Here is a 25,790-nt window from a genome sequence, read left to right as displayed (position 1 = left end):
TACCTCCTTCCAAGGGAGGCCGGAGTGGCCTCCTCATTGAGCCGTCATACCTGCGCTTTCTGCCCGGCCGATACCGCCTCCTCCGGGAGAGCGTCCGGGATCAGCGCCAGGCTGATGATCGTATTCAGCGACCACTGCGACGCCTCGTTCGTGTTCATCCAGTCAAACTCGCGCAGCTCGTAAACGTAAGTGACGGCAGCGGCGTCTTTCTCAAGGTCCGTACAGGCAAACCGGTGCGCCAAGAGCGTCGACCAGGCAAAATCAGCCGTCCGTTGATCCTTCCGGTACCAAGCCCCATACGCAACGAGCGCCAATGTCAGCACCGGATGCTCAAACCGCTGCGTGCTGATGGCCCCGCCTGTGATCTGGTCCTTTTCATCCTGTGAGAGATTATAAAAAATGCCGAAATCGGCCATCATTTCGTTCCACTCTTCATCCTTCAGCATGGCGGACAGTTCGAACCACACCTGCGGCGCTCCCATGCAGAGGGCCAGATGGCGGCCCCAGTTGTCGTCGCCCATCGGCGTCAGCACGCCGGTTTGCGGATCGTAGCCATAGGTCGGGCCGGAAATCAGGCCGTAATTGGCCTGCTTAATGCATGCAATGCCGGTCAGCAGCTTATCGCGGTAGAATGAATCCTCCCGCCGCTCCCAGCGGGTCATCCAGTTTGAACTGAAGGCGGCCCAGTCCGGACCGACCCGGATATGCGTCTTGTGCTCGTCTTTCGGAAAATAGGCCCGCATCGGGTCGATGTGAACAGTCGTATAATCGGCGTCCTTCGCCTCGTCCATCATGTCTCCGATCCGTTCGTCCCCCGTCAAATAGTAGTAGTACCGGTGCAGGCCGGCCATACCGATCCGGGCTTCCTTGCAGCCGCAGCCCCAATGGACGACGTTGTGCCGTGAGCCGAGACCGGCGTATTCACCGAAATGGTATACGTCGACCTCGCTCGTATGCCGCGTCATCGCTTCCGCCATCCGGAAAATATCTTCGCGTCCCGAGCGCAAAAACATCAGCCACAGCCACATGTTCGGAACCAGCTCCGTATTCTGCCACGCGCACCCGCCCAGGTCGTAGTTCCAGACGTGACGGGCCGGATCGTAGCTGTGCATGAAATCGCCGTAATCCCAGAATCCGTACCAGCGCCGCTGTTCCACCTCCCTTTGGTAGAAAGCGATGATGCCGTCCAGCCTCTCTTCAAGACGTGCTTTGACCGGTGTCCCCCGGTCCGGCAGGCTCCAGATGCCGAATGCACCCTGGCTGTGTAGGTAGTCGGGGTCGCACGCAAGCTGCGGAGGTGATTCGTTATACGCTGCGTAAGCCTCCAGTTCCGCCGGCGAAGGAGTCGATTCGCGGCACCAGATCGTCAGCTCACTCGTGTTCGCGACGCCGTAAGGGGTCGCCCTCATCTCCTCCGCGCCTTCGTACGACGATTCGACATGAGTCTTCGCATCGTAATGGCGCATATCCATGGCGGGAGCTTCCGGCGACCAGAACCAGGCGGTCAGCTGCGCCTCGTCTCCCGTTAGCCCGTGCGCTTCCATGCCGGCGGGGTGCTTTTGCCAAAAATGGCGCATGGCCAGCGCCAGCCCCCCGCCTGGACTGCCGACGTAGGCGACGCCTCGCGCTCTGCGGCCTTCGGCGGCTTTGACCCAACTGCAGCCGGGCTGTGTCCGCTTGGCCATCCGGTAATGATCGGCCGAGAGCTGTGCCAGCTTAAAGCTGTCCCAGCAAGCCGATTCGTCCAGCAGGTTCATAAAATAATCGTCGTCCATTTGTTCACCGGTCAGCGGATGGCCATCCAGCTGTCGCTTGAACAGCTCCATGTATTTGCCTTTCGTCCGGCGCGTATGCAGCGTCTTCGGCGACTCGCTCAAAAAGCCGGTATCGCCGGCGAACCGGACATGGCGGTTATAGAGCTTCTCCCGCATCGGCAGCGCGAAACGGATGCCGAGCCCCTTCACGAAGTCTTCGTTCGGATTGCCGTCGTAAAAAAACGTGTGCACGATCCGGATGGACTCCAGCCCCGCGTAAGCGTATAGCCGAAGCGAAAACGGCAGCCACTCCCCGGTCCCGTTGACAGCGCGGTGCCGGCCCGTCAGCTTGACGACCGCTCTCACCGGACCAGCCTGCTCCACCTTCGCAGAATAAATCCGGGATTGATACCGCTCCTCCCGGATCGTGCGCACGCCGGTCAGCTCGCTCACGCTTTCCTTGATGGCGACCAGTTCGCCGCCGGAGCAGACGAGAATCCCGCCCCGGTGTATGCTGCCTATAATCCGGCTGCCGCTCTTCGGAATATGAAAAGAAAACGCCACCGTGTCCACATGGATGCCTTCATCCGTCTCGCTAACGGACAACGAAGGCGCCGATGCCGCTTGTCCGGCTCCCCCTTTCACGACGGCATAGCTAGAGCGTACTCCCGCGGGAAAAACGGCCGCATGCGCCGTCCATTTGACACTGCCGTCCGGCCAATACGCGGCCGGCCAGCTCTGCAGGGTGGGAGCTTCACCACCCTCTTGAGCCTGCAGTGCCAGCGGCTCGTCTCTCTGCAGCTGTCCTTCCTTCCACGGCATCCCCCAGGTTACCCCGGCCGGAACCGTCGGGCTGTCCTTCAGCCAACGTACGTTTACTCGGGTTTCGTTCATGGACTCATCTCCTTTTGGCAATTCGTTTGCTTCCGCTTTTGTCATCACGCCTTCAGTGTAGAGAACGGCCGTTTTCCCGGCAATGACACTTTCTTGGCGGGCCCGATGCGGCAGCATTGCACGTTTTCACCCGGCTTGCACATTCTTGCAGGAGGGCGGGCAACCGGGGGAATGCATCCTGAAATAGTGTGCTTGGCGGGGTTCCGCGAACTGGCAGCAGCATAAAAAGCCGGCAGCGGTTTCCTGTTGAACCGCTGCCGGCTTCTTCCCGTACTGCATCGCTGATGCCTATTCCGCCCGGCTCAGCTCACGGTAGCGGGTTGGCGTCATCCCTTCTAGCTTTTTAAAGATCCGATTAAAATAGCTGTGCTGGTAGCCGACCTGCTCGGCGACGGTGTTGATCTTCAGCTCCGATTCCCGCAGCAGCTCCTTCGCTTTTTCCAGGCGCAGCTCGGTCAAATAATCGATAAAGTTTTTGCCGGTAACCCGCTTAAACGACTTGCTCAGAAAAAAAGGATTCGTGCCGATATGGTCGGCGCAGTTATCGAGCGAAATATCGAGCATGTAGTTCTGCTGCATGTAGATCATCGCCTGCTCCATCAGCTGTTTGACCTGGCAGTCCGACCGGTTCGTCAGCTCCTGCATGAACGGAGCGATGACCTTCGCCTCGAACCAGTCCCGGAAGGCGGCCGGCTCTTTCATCTGCGAGAGCTGCTCATACAAGTTGGCGCCTTTGAACAGCCGGTTCGGCTGGATGCCGGATACAAGGATCGCGTGCTGTACGGATCCAAGCAGATGGAGCATTCCCTGCTGGACATCGATCGCCTTCGCTCCTTGTACGGACAGCGCATCCTGAAAATCGGCGAGCAGAGCCCGTGCATCCGCTTCCTGTCCGGTGCGAAGCGCCTGCAGGAACTCCCGCTCCAGCGTAAACGGATACGGAGGCTCGGCCCCGTCTTCGTAGTTCAGCTGTTCCATCTCGATGATCTGATTGTCATGCTCGAAGTTGCGGAAGCTTGCGGCATGCTTCACCCCTTCAAAGGCGAGCGGGATGTCGCTGATGCGGTTCATGGTCCGGCTGACGGCGATGGTGACGCGCATGTTGAGCAGCCGGTTGACCGCTTGCGTCAGTTCCTCGCTGAACACCTTGATCGGCTCTGTACACGGCTCGCCTTCCGGCAGGATCAGCAGCACGCCCGATCCGAGATCGTGGAAATTGATCGTACTGCTCTGCTCGAAATGCGCGGCTGCCAGCTCTTCAATCATGTTGACTGACGCAAAAGTGACCAGTCCCTCGTCCCCGAACTTGAATTTCCCCTCCATGGCAGCAATGCCCGTCAAATGAACGTACAGCACGACGAACTGCTTGCCGTGCACCTGCCATCTGTATCGTTCCATACGCGAGCGCAGATCCTCCTCCGAGTAGGCGTACAAATACCCCTGCAGCAGCTGATGGAGAAAGCTTTCCTTCACGTGGGACAGCTGCTCCAGCAGCTTGGCGTTCAGCTCCCGGCTCTCCCGGCTTAAGTGCTGCCACTGCCGCTCGATGATGGCAAATTCGTCGACGCCGCCCATTCCCGCTAAGGAAGCGTGCGGCTGCAAATTCGCCATCAGCCGTTTGACCGGCGAATACATCCGCTTCGAGGCGAGCCACGCCAGCAGCACCGCCAACAGGAGAGCACTTGCGCTGACGGCCAGAATGACTTTGGATATCAGCACGACCGGGGCCGTAATGTTCGTAATCGGCGAGGCCGACACATACAGCCAGTTGTCCATGATGCGTGCGAAATAACCGTACGTGACCGCATAGGTTTTGCCGTTCCATTCAAAGAGAAAGGACCCTCGGGCCTTCCCCTCGGATTCCACTTCACCGCGGACCGCCTTGACAAAAGGCGAATCCATCCGGTTGCCGTTAGCGGAAACGTAGAGGCCGCCGCCCGCTTCCATCAGAAAGTTCTCCCCGTCAGCATAAGGAGTCAACGTCCTCAGCACCTCCGCCACTTGATCGTTGTCCAGCCTGACGATCAAAGCCCCGAGCGGATTTGAGCTGCCCCCCGGGATGAGATGCACAAACGTCAATTCCCGCTTTTCCTGCTGATCAGGGTCAAGCGCCTGCTGTGTCCAATACGTCGTCTTTCCTGCGTCCATCAGACGTTCGTACCGGGAGATGAGCTTCCGGTCATTCAAGGCGGAGTATTCCGGATAAAACAATATCGGCTGGTCTCCGCGCAAATAAAGGCTGACGTTATGGATCATCGTATTGGAGCCCTGCATCACCAGCAGCGTGTTCGTGATGTCCCGCGTTTTTTCAAAGTCTCGCACGAAGTCGTGGCCCCTCAGCGATTCATCAAAGCGCGAGTCGAACGCCCAGTGCGCCAGCATCATTTCCAGGTTGGACAGCTGCTTATCCATGTTCAGCGACCGCTGTTCGATCTGGTCATTATGGAGCTTCAGCAGTTCCTTCTCCAGCCTTCCGCCAGCCATGGAGTACACAAGAATCCCGGTGATGATCCCGGGGATGCCAGCCACAACCAAGAACATAATCAGGCTCCTTCTGTAAAAGCTGCCCGATCCGCCGCCAGATAAGCGGGCCATTAGCGACTTCCATCCAATCATCGTCAGCTCACCAACCATATCCAAAATTTGTCGTCCCCGCCTTTATGGCGAGCCTTATGCCCTTCAAATATGTAAGCGTATACAATTAACCATACATAAAAACCCTTTAGAAAACAGTACCCTCTGCACCACGGGTATGTCCAGCATGAAATCCGAGAAATTCGTTCAAATAACCGGGGATACGGAAATAACCCCACGACGTGGGGCTTTCTGCTTGTTGCTGTGAAATCAGCCTCCGCCGACCACTGCTCGACCTATGTATCCCAGGCGGCCGTCTCTTGGGACAGCCGCACTGGTCTCTTACGCTGGGGCCGGTCAGGACTTCGAGGCGGCGTACAGCTCGTTGATTTCCTTCACATAATCGTCGCCGCCCGATTTTTTCCACAGCTCGATCGCATCGCGCCAGCCCTTCTCGTCGATCTGGCCGACGATAAATTTGATCCGGGCATCGTTAATGATGTTGCCAAGCTGCTGCCCTTTTTGCGCGTACACTTCGGAAATGAACGGCTCCGCCGGATTGGCGACGATCGTGTCCCGGTTTTTCAATTGAACCTCCGTCTGCTTTAAGCGAAGCGGCGTTTGGGCCACCTGGAGCCCTTTGCCTTCCGGAATGTACGGCACCATCTGATTCAGCCCTTCGACTTCCGACTCGAGCAGCACCGAGTCCGAGCTTCTCTCCAGCGTCTTGTCGTCGATCTTCTTGTAATGTTTGCCTTCAAGCCCGAAGCTGGTCAGCGTCTGCAGGTCCGGTTCGTTCAGCTGGTCGAGAAACTTCAGGATGCGGTCGACCTCTTCTTCGCTCTTAACGCTCGATTTCGGGATGGCCAGCAGGCCGGCAAAACCGGAAGTCGGCAGCGTATGAATTTGTCCGTCCGGACCGGTGACGGCCCCGAACACATCCACGTACTGCTCCCTGGAATCCTCTTTGCCCGCGTCTTTAAGCGTGGCATGAATCTTGTCGTCGGCGCGGGCCGCTCCGTCCACGACGTCGATAATGGCGCCGGCTTGGCCATTCACCAGCGGATCCGTCCACTTGGCCGAATCCATCACGGCGAAATCCTGATTGACGAGCTTCTCGTCATACAGCTTCTTCATAAACTTGAGCGCTTCGAAATATTCGTCGTATTCGAATTCCGGCACCAGCTTGCCGTCCTTTTCGCCCCACACGTTCGGCGCGCCGAACCACAGCTTGATCTGGTCGAAACCGGCTCCCCAGCCTGCCGTCCATTTGACCATCACCAGACCGTACGTGTCGTCCTTACCGTTGCCGTCCGGATCTTTCTCCTTAAACGCCTTCAGCATGTTATAGAAATCGTCGATCGTTTTCGGCTGCTGCAGGCCCACCTTCTCCAGCCAATCCTGGCGGTAATATACGCCGTTGCGGCCAAGCTCGCGCCCGCGGTAAATACCGTACGTTTTGCCGTTAATCGAGGAGTTGTTCAGAATGACTTCATTGGCCTGACTGAGGTTTGGATAATTTTTCAGCTTGTCGGTCAGGTCCCAAAAAGCCCCTGATTTTACGGCGCTCACGAAGCTCGGACCCTTCGAATCGGGCACGTAAATGATTTTCGGCAGATTTCCGGAAGCAAGCGTAATGTTGAATTTATCGCCGTATGAAGCGTTCGGCACCCATTCAAAATGGATGTCCGTGTTCGTCAGCTTCTCGAGCTCAGCGGCGACGGGGCTGTCATCCTTCGGATAATTCGTTTTAAAAATCGGGAGCATAATGTTCAGCTTAAGCGGCTTCTCCGCCTCCGCGGAAGCGTTTGCAGAAGGAGCTGCGGACGAGCCGCCCGAGGCGCCTTCGCTGCTGCTGCCGCTGCCGGATGAGCAGCCTGCGAGCGCTGCGGCGCAAACCGTGCTTAAAATGAGAAATGTGGACACGCGTTTCGTTTGCTTTTTCTTTTTCTTCACGAAAATAGCCTCCCTTTAACGTTAGATCATATTGCAAAACCGCCCGGGCTCCAAGCGAAAAATCAGTGCTGATGTGTATAAATTCCGGAGCATTTCGGCGGGATCACACGGTGGACAGCCTGACTTTTACCTTCAACCTTTGACCGAGCCCAACAGAACCCCTTTGGCGAAGTGCTTTTGCAGGAACGGATACACGCACAGAATCGGAATCGTGCCAACAACGATGACGGCCATTTTGATCGATTGGTCCGGCGGTTTCACAAAATTCGGGTCCATCGAGTTCAAATCGCCCGCAGCCGCCTGTGACAGCAGGACGATCTGGCGCAGCATGACCTGCAGCGGCCATTTTTCCGGATCGTTAATATACAGCAGCGCTGCAAAGAAATCGTTCCAATGCCCCACGGCGTAAAAGAGGGTGAAGGTGGCGAGAACGGGCATCGAAAGCGGCAGTACGATCCGCCATAACAGGCCCAGCTCGGAGCAGCCGTCGATGCGGCCCGCTTCCTCAATTTCCTTCGGAATTTCCTGAAAAAAGTTTTTGACGATGATCAGGTTAAACGCGCTGATTGCACCAGGCAGCATGAGCGCCCACAGCGAATCGAGCAGGTGCAGCTCCTTGACGACCAGGTACGTCGGAATCATCCCTCCGCCGAACAGCATGGAGAAGATGACGAGATTCAGCACCAGATTGCGGCCGTAAAGTCCTCTCTTGGCCAAGGAATAGGCCATCGTGACCGTAAAAAACAGATTGACGAGCGTACCGATGACGGTGACGTAAATGGAAACGCCGATGCTTTTGACGATCGTGCCCGTCGAAAAGATAAACTCATACGCCGCTAAGGTGAAGGTTTTCGGGATAAAAAACACCGCCCTCTGCGTCAGCTCCGCGTCCGAGGCGAAGGAACCCGCGATGACATAAACGAAAGGAAGCACGGCGGCCAGCCCGAACAGCGTCAGGACGATATAGTTAGCCACGTCGAACGTGACGCCGGCCGCGGTCCTGTATTGCTTGGCCATGGATGGATTTCCCCTTTCTGAATGGTTAGTACAGCCCGGACTCGCCGAATTTTTTTGCCAGCCAGTTCGTGCCGAGTACGAGCGTGACGCCGACGATCGATTTAAACAGCCCGACGGCCGTACTGTAGCTGAACGCGCCCTGCGTAATGCCCATCGCGTACACGTAAGTGTCGAACACTTCGCCCACCGTGCGGTTGAGCGGATTCAGCATCAAATAGATTTGCTCAAAGCCGTTATCCAGCACGCTGCCCATCCGCAGGATCAACAGGATCACGATCGTGCTGCGGATCGCCGGCAGCGTAACATGCCAAATTTGCCGCCAGCGGTTCGCTCCGTCGATCGTCGCGGCCTCATACTGCTCCACGTCGACGGCCGCCAGCGCCGCCAGGAAAATAATCGTTCCCCAGCCGCATTCCTTCCAGATCGTTTGCAGGATGATCATCGGCCTGAACCATGACGGATCGGACAGAAACTGGATTTTGTTGCCCGTATATTGGAAGAGCAGCTCATTGACGGTGCCGCCCTCCGTCGTCAGAAACACGTAAGTCAAGCTCGCCACGATAACCATCGAAATAAAATGCGGAACGTAGATCATCGTTTGAATGGTCCGCTTGAAGAACGCAAGCCTGACTTCGTTCAGCAGGAGCGCCAATATGATCGGAGCCGGGAAGAAGAAAACCAGATTGTAAAACGACAGCAGCAGTGTATTGCGCAGCAGCATAAAAAACTCGGGGTTTTCAAAGAAAAGGCGGAAATGCTCGAAGCCCACCCATTCGCTTTTCCAGAACCCGGTGAATGGCTGATAGTTTTGAAAGGCCAGCAGCACGCCCCACATGGGCACATATTTGAAAATCAAAAAATAAAGCAAGCCGGGGAGCATTAACAGGTATAACCATTTGTCCCTGCGCAGCCTGGCCGCGATGCTCGTGCGGTAAACCGCCGGCTTGGACGCTTGCGGAAGATTCCCTTGGGCCGTCGCCTGCTCCATCGCTTTCCACCTCCATAAGTGTTCATCGCCTCGCGAGCGTTGTGGCCTAATTATGAGTCGGCACTTTCTTTTCCGGCAATGAGACATTTTTGAAGACTCCCGGAGCGCGGGTTTACGGCATGTTTTAAAAAAGTGCAAAGCCGGCAAAAGAGTGTTATACCGCCATATTCGCGCATGCAAAAATATCCGATTGCCTTCACCGCGGCCCCCTTCTATGTGGAGCTCCGTATATGCGCCGGCGGAGGCGAAAAGCGTCGGCACGCTCATCGGCGGTCCATCGCCGGGCTTGTCCTTCCTGACGGAAATGAAGCGGGGGCAAGGCAGAATCGTGCTGCTCGGCACGCTGCCTGCAGGAGACGAAGGCAGCGAGATGCTGGAGCGGATGCTGATCCATTACGGGAAAGAAGCGGAATAATGCGGATGGCGGAAGTGACGACCGGCACGATGTGGCACCGCGCGAATCGGAGACGGGGGAGTTATGGGTCATCGTCAACATGAACGGAGAAGGCGGGAGCGTGACGCTGCCTCGCGAAGGATTCGATAAGCTGAGCGGCGAGCGTGTCACCGCAGGCCGGATGGAAGTGGGCTGCTATGAATACCGCATGATCGCCTTCCCCTCCGGCTCCTCCAAGAAGTGACGTGAATGGCCCCATGCATTGTAGCCTGCAATAAAAAAAGCCGCATTCGCTTGGTTTAGCGGATGCGGCCGGTTCAGCATCATTATGAAGTGGCGGAAGTGTTATGTTCCCGCTCCGCTTCATATACATATTCAATGTCATCGTAAGCTGCCAAATAATTGACGACCAGATCGTATCCTTGCAGATACCAGGTGTCCTGTTCCTCTATAAAAAAGGCGACGCCCTCAAGCTCTTCCTTCAGCACCGGATTCTCCGGGTTCTCCACGGAAATGCCGAGCGAAAATCCGGGATGCAGTCCGCCGCCCGAGCTGTAGCGGGGAAAAAAGCGAAGCGAAGCGCCCTCTGCCAAATTCAATTCTCGTTTGTACCAGCGTGCAGCGTCTGGGCTGATCCGCAGTTCCATCTGGTTTCACTCCCTCTCTCTAATCTGTAAGTTCATAAGTACATCATAACATTTTTTTGCGGATTCCTGAAAATATAAATTGACAGCTCTCTTGACGCGATGATAAAATTTTCTGCATACGAGATCCGTTTTCAATTTATTCCCAAATGAACCCGGCAAGGTCGTGTCCTTGATACGCAAGTGCTCCCTGTTCGGGCTCAAGACCAACATCAACAAGAAAGGGTGAGTTCTGTGTTCAATATGATAAATTTTCATCCACGCAACCATCATCAAGATCTTTATCAATTGAATACTGGAGCAGCCCTGCTGGTGAGGCCTTCTTAAGGAGCGCGATGAAGTCGTGCCTCTTGGAGCCATTGAATATTAACCTTCCGCGGTACGGCTGCTCACACTCAACCGTACGCATGATAAATGTAGGATTGCAAGGCATATCGTCCGTTTACGGATGGTATGCCTTTTTTAATTTTCCATGAACTCCGCAAGCAAGAACTGCCGGCATTTTAGACATGAGAGGAAGTGAAAGTTTTGTTTTCCGTACTTAAAAACCTGGGCTGGTTTTTCCGCCAGGAAAAGAAGCGTTACCTGATCGGTTTGATCATGCTGATCCTCTGCGGAATCGGCGAGCTGTTTCCCCCGCGTTTTCTCGGAAACGCCATCGACGAAATCGTCCGCGGCTCGATTACCTGGACTTCGCTGACACGGTATATTGTGCTGATTCTCGGTACGCTCACCGTGATTTACATCATCACCTACATATGGATGCACAAGCTGTTCGGCGGCGCTAACCTCGTGGAGCGCATCCTGCGTTCCCGTTACATGAACCAGCTGCTGCGCATGGTCCCTCCGTTCTTCGAACGGAACCGGACGGGTGATTTGATGGCCAGAGCCACCAACGACCTTCGTTCCGTCGCCAACACGGCGGGCTTCGGCATGCTTGTGATGACAGACTCGACGGTGTACCTTAGCGTCGTGCTGCTGGCGATGGGCTTTCTCATCAGCTGGAAGCTGACGCTCGCCGCCATCCTGCCGCTGCCGTTTATCGCCTTGGCCATGAAAATTTACGGCAAGGTCATCCACGAGCGGTATACGGCCGCTCAAGACGCATTCGGCGATATGAATGACCAGGTGCTGGAGTCGGTCGCCGGAGTGCGTGTCATCCGGGCGTACGTTCAGGAGCGTGAGGACCAGCGCCGATTCAAGGAAATTACGGACGATGTGTACCGCAAAAATATGCGGGTCGCCAAGCTGGACGCCCTGTTCGAGCCGACCATCCGCTTATGCGTAGGCGCAAGCTACGTGATCGGCCTGGCTTTCGGCATTTATCTCGTTTTTAAAAATCAAATTACCCTGGGGGATCTCGTATCGTTCAATATGTACCTTGGGATGATGATCTGGCCGATGTTTGCGATCGGTGAGCTGATCAATGTCATGCAGCGGGGCAGCGCCTCCCTCGACCGGGTCAATGAGACGTTATCGGTCGTGCCGGATGTTCAGGATGCGCCCGATCCGGTACGGGTAGAGCGTCCCGACACGATTGAGCTGCGGGATGTCACGTTCCGGTATCCGACCTCATCGGTCGACAATCTGAAGCACATTAACCTGACCTTGCATAAAGGTCAGACGCTCGGCGTCGTGGGACGCACCGGCAGCGGTAAGTCGACGCTCTTGAAGCAGCTGCTGCACGAGTATCCGACGGGAACAGGCGATATTCTGATCTCGGAGGTTCCGATCGAGCGCATTACCCAAAACCAGCTTCACAGCTGGATCGGCTATGTTCCGCAGGAACAAATTCTGTTCTCTAAATCGGTCCGGCAAAATATCCAGTTCGGCAAATTCCAGGCCGAAGACGACATCATTATGGAAGCAATCGCGACAGCTGCGTTTGACAACGACCTGCACACGCTTGCAGCCGGACTTGACACCCTCGTCGGCGAGAAAGGCGTATCCCTTTCCGGCGGCCAGAAGCAGCGCGTATCGCTGGCCCGAGCGTTCATCTCCGATCCGGAGATCCTGATTCTCGATGACGCCCTCTCCGCGGTCGACGCCCGGACCGAGGCGCGGATCATCGAAAATATCCGCAAGCAGCGCTCCGGCAAAACGACGCTGATCTCCACGCACCGCCTGTCCGCCATCGAACATGCGGACTGGATCGTGGTGCTGGATGAAGGAGCCATCGTCGAACAAGGAACCCACGCGCAGCTGCTCTCCAAAGGCGGCTGGTACCGCGAGCAGTTTGAACGGCAGCAGGTCGAAAACAATTTGTCCACTTAAAAATGAGGTGTAAACCTATGAATTCCAAAGCTAGCGTAGGCAAGCGGCTGTTCCAGTACGCCCTATGCGCCAAAGGCATCTTTATCGCGGCCATCATCGCTCTTGCGATCGGCGTCGGCGCCGAGCTTGCCGGCCCATTCATCGCCAAGACGATGATCGACGATCATATGCTGGGTATTGAAAAGCCATATTTTGAAACGACATCATCTGAAAACGCCGTATCCTACAACGGCCATTATTACAAGCGCGGCGATCGGTTCGGGGAAGGAGAGGCCAAAGGCCAGGAAGTCCGGCTGCTGCAAACCGGACGGGACTTTTATTTTGTCAACCAGCCCGTAGCCAATCCGGACGGAGAGCGCAAATTCGAGAACGGACAGCTGACGATCAGCCGCGGCGGCGCTGTGGAAACCTATCCGGCCGCCAAGCTGTCCGCGAGTGAGCTGTATTCCTTCTACAAGCTGGAAATTCCGGGTATTTTGAAGCTCGTCGGACTGTACTGCATTTTCCTGGTGATCAGCATCTTTACGGAATTCGGCAAAACGTACTGGCTGCAGTCTTCCGCCAACAAAGTCATCCAGAAGCTGCGGACCGACGTCTATGCGCACATGCAGCGGCTTCCGGTGTATTTCTTCGATACACTGCCGGCCGGCAAGGTAGTCTCCCGCATCACCAATGACACCGAAGCGGTCAAGGACCTGTTTGTGGCGGTGCTGTCGAACTTCAGCTCGGGGATCATCTACATTACCGGGGTGTATATCGCCTTGTTCCTGCTGGACGTCCGGCTCGGCCTCGTCTGCTTGTTCGTCGTCCCGCTGCTGATCGTATGGATCGTGCTCTACCGGAAATTCGCGACCAAGTACAACACGATCATCCGATCGCGCTTAAGCGAAATTAACGCCATCATCAATGAGTCCATTCAAGGGATGTCCATTATCCGCGTATTCCGCCGGCAAAAGCAGACGTCCGAAGAGTTTGAAGCCTTGAACGATGACTATATGAAGCATCAGAACAAAATGCTCAATTTGAACGCATTAACGACACACAATCTGGTCAACGTGCTGCGCAGCTTTTCCTTTGCCGTGATCCTCTGGTACTTCGGCTTTGGCACGCTGACCGGGGGCAGCGCCGTGTCGCTCGGCGTGCTGTACGCCTTCGTCGACGTGCTGGGGCGCCTGTTCCAGCCAATCACCGGGATGGTCAATCAGCTCGCCGCCCTGGACTCTTCCATGGTCTCGGCCGGCCGCGTATTTACGCTGATGGATGAGCCGGGCGAAGACGTGACAGACGGAAGTATGCCGCGGTACAAAGGCAACGTCGAGTTCAAAAACGTCTCCTTTGCCTACAAGGAAGACCATTACGTCTTGAAAAACATCAATTTTGAAGCGAAGCAGGGGCAGACGGTCGCTTTGGTCGGCCATACCGGTTCCGGCAAAAGCTCGATTATCAACCTGCTGTTCCGGTTCTATGATCCGCAAAAAGGGACGATCACCATCGACGGCCAGGATGTGACCGCACTGCCGAAGCAGTGGCTGCGCCATCATATGGGCATCGTCCTCCAGGATCCGTACCTCTTCACAGGTACGATCGCCTCAAACGTCAGCCTGGGCGACGCCAAAATTTCGCGCGAGCAAATTGAAAAGGCGCTGCGCGACGTCGGCGCCGAGCGGATCCTTGCGCATCTGCCGCAGGGCTTCGATGAGCCTGTCGTCGAGAAGGGCAGCACGCTCTCGGCGGGGCAGCGCCAGCTGATCTCGTTTGCGCGCGCGCTCGCCTTCGATCCGGCGATCCTCATCCTCGATGAGGCCACGGCCAACATCGATACCGAGACGGAGAGCCTGATCCAATCCGCGCTGGAGGTGCTGAAGAAGGGCCGTACGACGTTCATCATCGCGCACCGTCTCTCGACCATCCGCAGCGCCGATCAGATTCTGGTGCTGCACCGGGGCGAGATTGTCGAGAAGGGCAGCCATGACGAGCTGATGAAGCTCGGCGGCAGATACTATCAAATGTATCAGCTCCAGCAGGGCTCGGGTGCAGCCGCACCTGGCCCGGACAGCGGAATCCAGGCACAGCCGGCGGTTCAGGCGCCTTCACCGGTGTAATTCGCCGGGGGATGCCACACAGACTGCATTCTCATTCTGCGATTCTCGACCGTGGTCATCCTGCCGCCATGTGACCAGCATGGGGTTGCCGTGAAAAGAACGTAAACGAAAAACACTAAAAGGGAGCGAATCCGTGATCGGATCGCTCCCTTTTTAATGCCATGAGCCTACACCAAGTAACCAGTCTATTACGACTTCCTGTTCGGCGGATTACGGACGCATATGATGCGGTCGTTTCGACGCTGCGCTTATCCGGCTCCGCCATCATCCCCATAGGGCTTACGGCTGCTCTGCAAGACTATTACAGCTTCGGCTTCCTCAGCTGCATCTCCCGTTTCTCTCCTGCTCATCCAGTCCTCCCGATGTGGTCATGACCGTTCTGCCGTTGTTCTCCCCGGCTTCGCGGCTTCACCGGAATCCGGATCGTCACGCAGGTTCCGATCCCCGGCCGGCTGTACAGGGAGACGCCGTAATCGCTGCCGAAATACAGCTTGATCCGGTCGTTTACGTTCCGGATGCCGTAACCTTTGCGCTGCTGCGAGGTGCCTGACCCTGCCGCGGCTGCACCCGGGCCTGACCCTGAGCCGGACAGCTCCTCCACCCGCTCCCTTGTCATCCCGCTGCCGTCGTCGATGATCTGGAAAACAATCGAGCCGGTCCCGGCGTCCATCCGCCCGACAACCCGGATATAAATCCGGTCCCCGCGCCAGGCATGCTGCAGCGCGTTCTCGATGAACGGCTGAAGAATCAGCTTTACCGTCATAAACTTGACGATCTGCGGATCGATGTCAAAATGAACCTCCATCCGCTCACCGTACTTGACCTGCTGGATATCGATGTATGCCTGCGCCTGCTCGATTTCGTGATAAATCGAAATGACGGTCTGCCCTTCATTCAGCGACAGCCGGTAAAACTTCGCCAGATTCATCACCATCTGGTGCTGCTTATCCACTTGCCCGAACTTGGCCAGCCGGCTGATCGATGAGAGCGTATTGTACAGGAAGTGCGGGTTGATCTGGGCCTGCAGCGTCTCAAGCTCCGCTTCCTTTTTCTTTAAATTCGTGACGTACACTTCCTGGATCAAATGCTCCGTCTGCTCGCCCAGCTTGTTCAGCGAGCCGGCGATGATCGTAAACTCGTCGTTCCCCCGGTAATGGATCCGCTTGTGGAAATCGCCCTGCTGAAACCGCTGCAGCACCGATACGACCTTGGACACCCGCCTGGAAAAGAAGCGGGACACCCCGTAGGCGACGATCGAGATCAGACCGACGCTGAGCAGACAGATAATTAGCGTCAGTAGATTCACCTTGCGCGTGTCCTTCTCTATCACGCTGTTCGGTACGTAGGCAGCCAAGTTCCAGCCGAGCTCCGGCAGCGTTTCCTCCAGCATCGTATAGCGGCCTATTTCGAATTCCGCCTTGCTCCCGGGTTCGGAAGCCAGCAGCAGACCGCTCTCGCCGGAAGCGAACATTCGCCGGCCGCCCTCCCCGCTGACCGACAGCATGCTGCCGCTGCCGATTTTGCCCGCATCGACACTCCGGAAAATTTCGGACAAATAAACGCTGATCCGGATAAACCCGATCGTCTCCAGCTTCATTGGATCGCGGGTATCGACCAGCCGCCGCAGCAGCGAGATCCGCCCAAACATGCCGTCGTCTTCCACCTGACGCCATACGACGGTTTTGCCGTATTCCTCCGGAGGAAAGTCAGCGTACCACGGTTTGTTCTGAATCCGGTTCAAGTGGTACAAATCCCAATGATTCCCCCTGGTCAATGGGTCCGTCCCCTGCGGGTCGGCGTTATAGATTTCGGGCAGCGTTTCGTTTTTTAAATAAATGCTCATCCAGATCCGCAGGTTGCTCGAATCCGTGACCTGGCGGAACTTTGGAATCAGGAGCTTTTTTGTCGTCTGGTAGCTGACCCAGCCCTCCTCGTATCGCATCAGCTCCAAGGGCAGGCTTTCGTCAAAGTACAGCAAGTCCGACAGCCGCTGCGTGTCCTCCATTTTATAGGCGATGTTGTCGCGGATCTGCTTCAGCGTCCCGGTCAAATTCGTGTTCATTTGCTCGCGGTAGGAGTTGACGAGGATTGTATTGGCGATATAACCGAACATAAAAATCGGCACGATGATCAGCACCAAATAGGAGATAAACAGTTTGACGCCAAAAGGCAGGAACAGCTTCCCGCCTGGCGGCCTCATTGCCGCGCGCCTCATTATACGTTTCTCCGGAACTGGCCCGGCGTCATGCCGAACACTTCTTTAAATTGCCGGCTGAAATAGGGCATATACCGGTACCCGACCCGGTCGGCCACTTCGTAGACCTTCACTCTGGGATCCCTGAGGAGCTCGCCCGCTTTCTCCATCCGCAGGTGAATGACGTATTCACTGAAATTCGTGCCCATCACTTCCTTGAAGAGCGTTCCCAAATAGTTTGGGGAAAAGCACAGGTGATCGGCGACCTCCTTCAGCGTCACATTTTCGTGCAGCTGCTCTTTTACGTACCGGATCATTTCGTCAACGAGCTTCGAGCTTTTCTTCTGCTTACGGCGCTGAATAACCTCTGCGGCGGCAAAGAGCCGTTTTCGCAGCCAGGAACGGATATCGTCGATCGTCTCGAGCTGGAGCATCACATCCGGACTGCCTCCCGTTTCCTCTTGAAGGGCGTTCGCAAGGCTCTCGTTGATCGCCCGGAGGTGATGCTCGAGCCCAAGCAGGATGTGCATGACGAAATATTGGATTTTCAGCTTCGACCTCATCCCGACCGCAGCGGCAAACAGCCGATCGATTTCGTCGCTGACCGTGACGAGATCGAAGTTCACTACAGCGGTATACAGCGGTTCCAGCGGCAGAGCGGTTTGGGAAGGCTGCTCAAGGGCATCGTCCCATTTCAGTTCCCCATGGCGGATGACCCGGCCCTTGCCGGCAATCAGCTTGCACGACAGCGCCTCCAGAGCCTCACCGTAAGAACGGCGCAGCCCGGTCAGATTTACCGCTTCTTCTCCTACACCAACCGTGACGGAGAAGGGATGCAGCTCTTGAATCCGATCCGCCAGAGCCGACAGCGCTTGTAAATCCACCCCGTCCTCGATCAGCACGAAAATCCGCCGTCGCGAAGTTTTGCACACATGCCGGATCCCGGCCTCGGTGAGCAGCGGAACCAGCGAATCGTAAAATCGGTTGAACCATTCCTGCTGGCGGTGTTCCGGCATCGGGTCGAGCTTCCAGCTGAGGTCGTCCAGCTCGACGGCGGCCGCACGCACAGGCCATCCTAAACGGTCAAACCCGTAGCTTTCCTGCAGCACCCCGGCAGCCTCTTCGGCTTCCGCGCCTTCGAGAAGCTTCAATAGATAGTCGTTTTTGGCGATTTCCCGGTAAGCCTGTTCGTTCTGCTGCCGCCGTTTCTCCTGATCAAGCTGCTGCACGACGGTGCGCAGCGCATCGGTCAGCTCCTTATCGTCCATCGGCTTCAGCACGTAGCTGAACGCATTCAGGGCAATCGCCTCTTTAACATAGTGAAAATCCTGGTAACCGCTCACGAAAATAACCCGAAGCCGGCCCGCGAACTCCCGTGCCTTTCTGGCCAGCTCCAGGCCTGTCATGCTAGGCATATGTACGTCTGTTACTAAAATATCGACCGGCTGGCGTTCCAGCAGTGCCAAGGCGTCAAACCCATTGTTCACCGCGCCTGTCACTTCCAGCCCCAGTTCTGCCCAAGGAATAAAAGAGCGCATACCCTCCAGATCAAGAATCTCGTCATCCACGATCAACACCTTGTACATGAGCTCATCTCCTGATCATTAAAATGAATACTTTGGTCAGATCCCGGCTTCAGACAAACAGCCGTTCATCCGTCCCACACGATCATGCCGTCTACCCTGAATACGCCCCGGACGCTGGAGAAGCGAGCAGCCGCCCCGGGTCGGGACGGCATCCTCGCGAATAGAAGAATTAGTATCATTATACTAGAACATGCTAGATTTGGATTATTGACCGCCGATTTTTTTCAGGTTCTCCTGCCATTTCTGCGTCTTGTATTCGAGCAGTTTGTCGTATCCGACCGCCACTGCGTCCTTCTGCGCCTGGTCCAGAATCGCCAGCACCTCGTCGTCGCTCTTCGCGTACAAAGCCTTGGCGCGGGATTCGGAGAAGATTTCGTCCACGCTCTGCTGAATGATACCTTCCTCGGTATCCGGCATCGGGCTCAGGTTGACGAAGGCGGTGGCGTTATACTGCGTTTTCCACGTAATTTCGGATTGGTAGCGGCTCTCCCAATTCTGTTTTTCCGGCGGGAGCGTCTTCTCGAATTTCATCTTCGACTTGTCGATATAGACGGTATTGCCGTTCCACTGGAGATTCACCGTCGCATCCATAATATCGCTGCGCTTTTGGATGTCGTTAGTGTATGTGTCGGTAAAGACCGGATATCCTTCTTCATCCGTGCCCTGCCACAGCGTTCCCTCAGGTCCCCACATGATGACCCGGCTTCCTTCCTCACCAGTCAGCCAGTCAAGGAACGCAAAGATCTTCTCAGGATCCTTGGCGGACTTCGTAATGACGGCCACGTTCCAGCCCAGCTGATTGTAAGTTCCCGTCCATATCTTGTTTTTGTCCAGCCCTTCCTTATGCACAGGCCAGATCATTTCGTAGCCGGAGGCCGGGTCCTTTTTCTTGAGCTCCACGTCGCCCTTGCTGCCGTATTCCGTCGGGCTCGCTCCTGCTGCGATGGCAAAACGGCCGTTGTACGCTTTTTCAAGAATCTGGTCTTTCGTTTGGGTTAATGCGTCCTGGGCCATCAGCTTTTCGCGGAACAGCTTGGAAGCAAACTGCATGGACTCGCGGTAGACTGGATCCTGGAAAATGGACGTCAGCTTATTGTCCACCGGTACGGCTCTCTCTTTCAAATACACCGGCGGATGGTCTTCCCCGAACGCCCCGTACAGAATATCAAGCCCCTGCCCGTCCTTGGCCAAATCCGGCTCGAACGGCACCATGTTCGGATACTTGGCCTTCACACTCTTCAGGTAGTTATACAGATCGTCAGTTGTCTCCAGCTTTGGCGAGCCAAGCTCTTTGTACACCTTGCTGTTCATCAGGTATCCGGCATTGCCCGCAGGCTGCGAGGTATACCAGTTCGGGAATTGGTACAGCTTGCCGTCACTTGAGCGGAGCATGTTGAGCGTCGAGTCACCGGCCCATTTTTTCAAATTCGGATATTTGTCCAGATAGTCGTCATAAGGCACCAGCATGCCTGCCGCGCGCAGCCGCTCCACATCGGCGCCGCGCTCCATCCAGATCACGTCAGGCAGCTCTTTGGACGCGATCATCGTATTGAGCTTTTGGGCCGCATTGCCGCCGGAGTTGATGGCCGTGACATTGACCTTTTTGTTATCCTGAATCCATTTGCTCGCAACGTCCCCGCCCCAAGTCGGCATCGTATACCAGTCATAGTGGCCGTAGAACGTAAAGTCAACGGGCGCGCTGCCGAGCTGGAAGGGCTCCGAGGCGCTTCCGCTTCCTTCTTTCGTTTCGGTTTTGTTCTCCGCCTTCGGTGCAGCGCTGTCGGCCGTTTTCTCTCCGCCGCCGCCTGAACAGCCCGCCAGTGCCGTGGCTGTCGTGCACAGGAACACCAAGGCCACGAGCAGCGATCTTCTCCAACTTTTCATGCGTGATAACCCCTTTTCGCTATTGTCAAATTTATGTTCAAAGCAGCAATCGCTCCAAACCCTACTCCTTCAGCGATCCCACCATGACGCCCTTCACGAAATACTTCTGCACAAACGGGTACACGGCAATAATCGGCAGCGTCGCCACCATCATCGTCGCCATTGAAAGCGACTTGGTCGTCACGCTTTTCATCGTTTCGAGCCTGCTCTGGGCAGCCGAGTCCAGCTTGGACATCTGCTCGGTCATAATATTCGTGCTCAAGATCTGCTGAAGCATGGATTGGATCGGCAGCAGCTTCTCGTTGGTGATGTAAATGCTGGGCAGAAACCACTCATTCCAATGAGCGACCGCGGTGAACAGCCCGAGCGTGGCGATGACCGGACCCGACAGCGGCAGGATAATCCGGAAAAAAGTAGCCCAGTTGCCGCAGCCGTCGATTTTGGCCGATTCCTCCAGTCCTCCGGGAAGCCCCATGAAAAACGTCCGGAAGATGATCATGTTCCATACGCTGATCAGACCCGGGATGATAAACACCCAGAACGAATTCATCAAGCCCAGACCGCGGACGACGAGAAACGTCGGAATGAGCCCGCCGCCGAAATACATCGTCACGACGCACATCAGCATGTAAAACTTGCGGCCGATCAGCTCCTTCTTCGTCATGCCGTAGGCGAAGATGGCGGTGCACAGCACCGACAGAATGGTGCCGACGACCGTCCGGAGCACGCTGATCAAAAACGCGTTGGCAATCCGGTCATCCTGAAAGACGACCCGGTAATTTTCCAGCGACCATACCCGCGGCCAGAACGTGATTCCGCCGAGTGCCGTGTCCATGCCGTTGTTCAGCGAAATGACCAGTCCGTTCCAGAACGGGTAGAATGTGCTGAATCCCAGTAAAATAAGCAGCAAATAAATGAAGAACATCATGATCCGGTCACCGGTACTTGTATATTTCACAATACTGCAGCCTCCCTGTTTCCTGCGGTGTCTCCGCGCTTACCACAAGCTGTTTCCCGACCTGCGGGCAAAGTAGTTGGCAAAGGTCAGCAGGCCGACGCTGATCACAGCCTTGAACAAGCCAACCGCCGTGGCGTACGAGTAGCGCTGGTTCGTGATGCCCACCCGGTACACATAGGTATCGATGACGCTGGCCACATCCCGCAGCACCGGATTTGCCCCGAGCAGGAGAATGTCTTCAAAGCCGGCGCTCAGCAGATTGCCAATCGCCAGGATCATAAAGATGACGACCACCGGCATGATGGACGGGATTGTGATCATAAACACCTGCTTGACCCTTCCCGCTCCGTCGATGGACGCCGCCTCATACAGGCTGGGGTTGATCCCTGCGATCGCCGCCAGATACACGATCGAATTGAATCCGATCTCCTTCCAAACGCTGGTCGAGACGATAATGCCCCAGAAATATTCCGCCCGTCCCAAAAAGCCGATCGGCTCCTTAATCAAATGCAGCTTCTGCAGCAGGATGTTCAGGCTGCCGTTATCCGTGGACAGGATCGACATGGCAAACCCGGCTACGATCACCCAGGACAGAAAGTGCGGCAGGTAGCTGATCGTCTGAACCACCCTTTTGAAGAACATTTGCCTGACTTCGTTCAGCATCAGGGCCAGAATGATCGGCGCGGGAAACCCGATACCAAATTTCAGCAGGCTGATGATGATCGTATTGCGCAGAATCGTCCAAAACTCGGGTGCGTGAAAAAACATGCTGAAATGCTTGAATCCCACCCACGGACTGTTCCAAAACCCGTTAAAAATGTTATAGTCCTGAAAAGCCATCAGTACGCCGTACATCGGTATGTATGAAAAAATAAAAATCAAAATGAGCGCCGGTATGACCATCAGCTGAATATCCCACTGCCTGAGCATCCGGTAAGCCAATCCCCGCTTTTTCCTCCTCTCGGTGATGGGCACGCTGTTCGCAAGCTGCGACATTCTCTTCCCCCCTTGCCAACATTGTAAACGGGATGGGTGCCGCGATACTATTTGCCTCGTCAACGAAAAATGATACTTTTAACCGGAATATTCCTGTTCTTGATTCAGCCGCAAAAAAATCCCCCTGTCTCCGGTAGTCCGGAAAGCAGGGGGATCCAGCGTATCACCGCGATGTGCGGATGATACGATTCGTTGTTTATTGGGTAACGGAAGGCATCTCTTCGAGCGATCCCTTCAGGGAAATGCCTGTACCGAGGCCGCCGCCGGTTTGTTTGACGCTGACCTGAATTTTGCTGTCCATGTAAAAGGAAGCCTTGGCCGTGGAAATGACCTGCGGATACATCATGCCGGGGGCGGGTTTCGTGACGGTGTAATAGGCGACCGCCTTTCCTTCCGAGACGAATTCGATCCGGTCGATCTTGAGGCCGTATCCCGGATTCGGCATGTCCTCTTTGGTAAGGACGATCCGGTTCACCTGGTCGTTCACCTTCTCTACACTGACAGCGACCTGGTCATCGTTCTCCGGCTGATTTACCGGCTGATGCGAAGCAACGAAATTCATGGCGTGATAGACCATCTCCGCCGCCTCCATCCGGGTGATGTTGTCCCTTGGATGGAATTTCTGCTGCGCATCTAGTTCGGCTATGTGGGTAAGGAGCAGAAACTGGACGGCTTCCCGCGATCCGGAAGCCATGTCGTTCTCGTCCTGGACCGTGACGTACATTTTGATCAGCGGGTAGTCACCAGTAGCGGTGACGGCTTTGTAGAGCATCTGCGCAAACTCTTCCTTTGTGACCTTGTCGTTCCAGCTGCCGATGGTCGATGCCACAAGCCCGTGATCCAGCGCCGTTTCGGCTGCTTGAGCATACCAGGCTGTGGATGGAACCGTCAGCGTCCCGGCGTTCGCTGCACCTGCATCCGGCTGAAGCTTCATCGCTTTCACCAGCATCTGCACGCTTTGGGCTGCCGTCAACGGTTCGGCCGGACCGAACCGGTCCGCGGAAATGCCGTGAATGACCCCTTTCGTTTGCAGCGCTTCGGCGATACCCTCCTGCTGCTTATTCGGCAGATCCGAGAACGCATACGCGGAAGACGCCGACACCAGACAGCCTGCCGCCACCATGAACGCAGCCCATTTCTTTGTGATTTTCATCCAAATCACACCTCCTCAGCCTCTCTGACGGGGAACCTCCCGCAAATGTTTCAATATGCCCGTAGGCCGGAATGCCTATTTTATGACGTGTCAGTGCGGATTGGAAACCCCCGGCTGATCATTCTCCAGCCCCAGCTTGACGTATAATTCATTCGTATACCCCTGCAGCTTCTGCTCGAGCTCCTGGGCTTGATCCCGAAAAGCGGTCAGCTCGCGGATCATCCGTGCGCGCCCGTTCGGCGTGAACGTCTCCTTGATCCGTTCCTTGAAATAATCGTGAACGATATAATTCCGCTGCTTCCATACCTCTTTTAATAGAAGCGTCTCTTCTTCCGTAAAAGGAAAGTGATGCCGGATTTCGTTGACGAGCTGGCCCAGGGAACTGCTGAGCTTGCGGCGGTACAGCTCGGTCAGTTCCTCTTCGGAGGGAACCTCCCCCTTCGACAGCTTCATCAGCATCAGCAGATTGGTCAGCTGCTGCTCCAATGCCTGCGAATAGTATACGGCCAAGCCGAAATACGCGAACAGTTCCTTCGATTGCTGCTCGATACCTTGTAGACCGACTGATTTCATGCTTTTCCTCCTGACTCCTGCTGCCGAGGTTCAACCTCTTATGTAAAAATTCCTGATCGGACAGACCTATCTCCATGTTACCGTGCTTACGGTCCAATCACAACCCGGGGGTAGAAGGAAATCAACAGTTCCAATGTTCTGAGAAAAGCCCATTGTATCAGTCTAGGTTCTAGCATCACGGTATGCAGAGAATATCCAATAGGCTGCGGCCAGAGCAAAAGCATACAGGTACGTATACCCGATTACTCCCCAGACGCCTGTAAGAAGAGCGGTATCACTTCGCATCAGGGTGTCGATCATTTCAGCCACCGGAGGGAAGGCCCAGCGGATCCAGGATAACCCTTCGGGCAGCTTAGCCGCAATCTGCCTCGCCCCAATCGATAAAATGACGATGATCAGCAGAATCGCCGTCGCGCGGCTGATATTGCGGATGTAAGCGGCTTGAAAGAAATAGCTGACGCCTGCGCCCAGCATGCCCAATGCCAAATGCCCGGAAGAAGCGATAAGCCACTGCCGTGCGCTGACCGTTTCGGCGAACATGTTCATCACCACAGGATACAGCAGGAAAAAGGCGCTTAAAAAGACGATGACGGCGAGCAGAGCCAGCATTTGGCTTGCGGCATATTTTCGCATGCTCCCTGCGTGAATCACGCTGAGCTGTTCCAATACGGCGCCCGCATGATTCAGGAAGCTGAACGACAACCATGCCCCGCCGACAAAAAGAAATGCGGAAGTGACCGCATAGCTGTCCATCACCGGGTTCGGCTTGTAGGAGTACAAAAGCATCATCGCAATCAGCATGCTCCCCACAGGAGCAAAGTATCGGTAAGACCGGATGTAACTGGCAAGTAAAAAAGTAGCGAGACGGATCATAGCGCTCCTCCTTCTGAGGCAGCCGCCGAAGTTTTGAGCAGCTCGCCTAGATCCACTTCGGACGGTTCGTGCTGCGAAACAGATACGATATGACCGCCGCCGTTAAGGATCCGCTGCAGCACATGATCGCTTAAGTCCGTTCTTACATGAATCACGGATTCCGCCCCCTCTTTTACCCAAGCCACTTCCCTATCGCCGATCCCCTCTAAAGACTGGCGGACGCGCAGCGGATCACCATGAAAAAGAATCGTCGCATACCGGACCGTTTCTATGCGGAACCCGCGTTCCTCCTTCACGATCTTTCCGTTCTCAAGCAGTACGATGCGATCGGCTATTTGGTTGATCAGCTCCGGCTCATGGACGGACATGACCATCGCGGTCCCCATCCCCTTGATGTCCATCAGCAGGCGGACCACCTCTTTCTGCGAGGGGGTGTCGATCCCGGACAAAGGCTCATCCAGCAGCAGAAACCTTGGCTTCCCCATCACCGCCTGAACCAGATTGATCTTCTGCAGCATGCCTTTCGAAAAATGGCTCATTCGAACATCCCTGTACGAATCCATCCCCAGTCTCTTGAGCCATTCGGATATTTCCGACTGGACGGTCCGCTTGTCCATCCCTCGCGTAATGCCCATGCTCATCAAAAACTCGCCCGGCGTAAACGGCAGCGCCGGAAACTTCTCGGCGACAAGTCCAATCGTGGGGCTTCGGACGTCCTCCACCCGCCGTCTTCCCTCGGTAGGACGGGATAATCCGGCCAGCAAGCGCAGCAGCGTGCTTTTGCCCGAGCCGTTTTTCCCGACCAGCGCCGTGCACTCCCCTTTGGCGATCTCGAGTGTCATATGCTCAATCACTACCCGGCGGTCGTAGCGTTTGCTGACATCCTCCAGCCGGAGGATGATCTCCGCCGGCGTGTTCCGCCGGCCGGTTCCTTGCTGATGTACAGCCAACCAACTCTCCTCCCGTTCAACAAATG

At 55.7% G+C, this 25,790-nt stretch carries 19 protein-coding genes; 4 read left to right on the top strand and 15 right to left on the bottom strand.

Features of this window, described 5'->3' with window-relative positions; translation table 11 throughout:
- Positions 1–44 precede the first annotated feature (44 nt).
- The 5 genes from KI379_RS08080 to KI379_RS08060 form a co-directional block, all read right to left on the bottom strand.
- Positions 45–2,648, bottom strand: a complete 2,604-nt coding sequence (locus tag KI379_RS08080) for an exo-rhamnogalacturonan lyase family protein (protein WP_212983251.1) — start codon at positions 2,646–2,648, stop codon at positions 45–47.
- Positions 2,649–2,936: 288 nt separating this feature from the next.
- Positions 2,937–5,282 carry a helix-turn-helix domain-containing protein gene (locus tag KI379_RS08075; protein WP_244879358.1) on the bottom strand — a complete coding sequence of 782 codons (2,346 nt, stop codon included), beginning with the start codon at positions 5,280–5,282 and terminating at the stop codon, positions 2,937–2,939.
- 297 nt (positions 5,283–5,579) lie between these two features.
- Positions 5,580–7,178 (bottom strand): extracellular solute-binding protein, encoded by a 1,599-nt coding sequence (locus KI379_RS08070; RefSeq protein ID WP_212983250.1) that lies wholly within the window; start codon positions 7,176–7,178, stop codon positions 5,580–5,582.
- 132 nt (positions 7,179–7,310) lie between these two features.
- Positions 7,311–8,195 carry a carbohydrate ABC transporter permease gene (locus tag KI379_RS08065; protein WP_076167901.1) on the bottom strand — a complete coding sequence of 295 codons (885 nt, stop codon included), beginning with the start codon at positions 8,193–8,195 and terminating at the stop codon, positions 7,311–7,313.
- A 25-nt stretch (positions 8,196–8,220) separates the two neighbouring features.
- A complete protein-coding gene (locus KI379_RS08060; RefSeq protein ID WP_076167903.1) occupies positions 8,221–9,183 on the bottom strand; it encodes an ABC transporter permease in 963 nt (320 codons plus the stop codon).
- 214 nt (positions 9,184–9,397) lie between these two features.
- Between KI379_RS08060 and KI379_RS08055 the strand changes: the two genes are divergently transcribed.
- A complete protein-coding gene (locus tag KI379_RS08055) occupies positions 9,398–9,598 on the top strand; it encodes a hypothetical protein (RefSeq protein ID WP_212983249.1) in 201 nt (66 codons plus the stop codon).
- A gap of 31 nt (positions 9,599–9,629) precedes the next feature.
- On the top strand, positions 9,630–9,821 hold the full coding sequence (locus KI379_RS08050) for a Beta-galactosidase C-terminal domain (protein ID WP_212983248.1): 192 nt from the start codon (positions 9,630–9,632) through the stop codon (positions 9,819–9,821).
- An 82-nt stretch (positions 9,822–9,903) separates the two neighbouring features.
- On the opposite strand, the gene KI379_RS08045 is transcribed toward KI379_RS08050, so the two are convergent.
- Positions 9,904–10,224 carry a HesB/YadR/YfhF family protein gene (locus KI379_RS08045; RefSeq protein WP_212983247.1) on the bottom strand — a complete coding sequence of 107 codons (321 nt, stop codon included), beginning with the start codon at positions 10,222–10,224 and terminating at the stop codon, positions 9,904–9,906.
- A 525-nt stretch (positions 10,225–10,749) separates the two neighbouring features.
- Here KI379_RS08045 and KI379_RS08040 point away from each other — a divergent pair.
- A complete protein-coding gene (locus KI379_RS08040; protein WP_145023153.1) occupies positions 10,750–12,495 on the top strand; it encodes an ABC transporter ATP-binding protein in 1,746 nt (581 codons plus the stop codon).
- 17 nt (positions 12,496–12,512) lie between these two features.
- Positions 12,513–14,597 (top strand): ABC transporter ATP-binding protein, encoded by a 2,085-nt coding sequence (locus KI379_RS08035; RefSeq protein WP_212983246.1) that lies wholly within the window; start codon positions 12,513–12,515, stop codon positions 14,595–14,597.
- A 346-nt stretch (positions 14,598–14,943) separates the two neighbouring features.
- On the opposite strand, the gene KI379_RS08030 is transcribed toward KI379_RS08035, so the two are convergent.
- The 9 genes from KI379_RS08030 to KI379_RS07990 form a co-directional block, all read right to left on the bottom strand.
- Positions 14,944–16,797: a sensor histidine kinase gene (locus KI379_RS08030; RefSeq protein ID WP_212983245.1), complete on the bottom strand. Its 1,854-nt coding sequence runs from the start codon at positions 16,795–16,797 to the stop codon at positions 14,944–14,946.
- Positions 16,798–16,811: 14 nt separating this feature from the next.
- Positions 16,812–18,377 carry a response regulator gene (locus KI379_RS08025; RefSeq protein ID WP_212983244.1) on the bottom strand — a complete coding sequence of 522 codons (1,566 nt, stop codon included), beginning with the start codon at positions 18,375–18,377 and terminating at the stop codon, positions 16,812–16,814.
- A 204-nt stretch (positions 18,378–18,581) separates the two neighbouring features.
- A complete protein-coding gene (locus tag KI379_RS08020; protein WP_212983243.1) occupies positions 18,582–20,261 on the bottom strand; it encodes an extracellular solute-binding protein in 1,680 nt (559 codons plus the stop codon).
- A gap of 61 nt (positions 20,262–20,322) precedes the next feature.
- The gene (locus KI379_RS08015) at positions 20,323–21,189 is read right to left on the bottom strand and encodes a carbohydrate ABC transporter permease (RefSeq protein ID WP_212984639.1); all 867 of its coding nucleotides are present in this window, start codon (positions 21,187–21,189) and stop codon (positions 20,323–20,325) included.
- 69 nt (positions 21,190–21,258) lie between these two features.
- Entirely contained in the window at positions 21,259–22,149 is an 891-nt protein-coding gene (locus tag KI379_RS08010) for an ABC transporter permease (RefSeq protein ID WP_244169236.1), read from the bottom strand.
- A gap of 262 nt (positions 22,150–22,411) precedes the next feature.
- Positions 22,412–23,368 carry a protease complex subunit PrcB family protein gene (locus tag KI379_RS08005; protein WP_212983242.1) on the bottom strand — a complete coding sequence of 319 codons (957 nt, stop codon included), beginning with the start codon at positions 23,366–23,368 and terminating at the stop codon, positions 22,412–22,414.
- A 90-nt stretch (positions 23,369–23,458) separates the two neighbouring features.
- Positions 23,459–23,941, bottom strand: a complete 483-nt coding sequence (locus KI379_RS08000; protein WP_076167933.1) for a hypothetical protein — start codon at positions 23,939–23,941, stop codon at positions 23,459–23,461.
- A gap of 162 nt (positions 23,942–24,103) precedes the next feature.
- Positions 24,104–24,814 carry a hypothetical protein gene (locus KI379_RS07995; RefSeq protein WP_212983241.1) on the bottom strand — a complete coding sequence of 237 codons (711 nt, stop codon included), beginning with the start codon at positions 24,812–24,814 and terminating at the stop codon, positions 24,104–24,106.
- On the bottom strand, positions 24,811–25,764 hold the full coding sequence (locus KI379_RS07990) for an ABC transporter ATP-binding protein (RefSeq protein ID WP_212983240.1): 954 nt from the start codon (positions 25,762–25,764) through the stop codon (positions 24,811–24,813). Before KI379_RS07990 ends, KI379_RS07995 begins: the two co-directional genes overlap by 4 nt.
- Between the last annotated feature and the right edge of the window lie 26 nt (positions 25,765–25,790).

Origin of the sequence: Paenibacillus cineris, assembly GCF_018333335.1 — a bacterium.
GTDB lineage: Bacteria > Bacillota > Bacilli > Paenibacillales > Paenibacillaceae > Paenibacillus_AQ > Paenibacillus_AQ favisporus.
The sequence above is the reverse complement of the archived record's forward strand: the minus strand, read 5'-3'. Positions and strand labels throughout refer to the sequence as shown.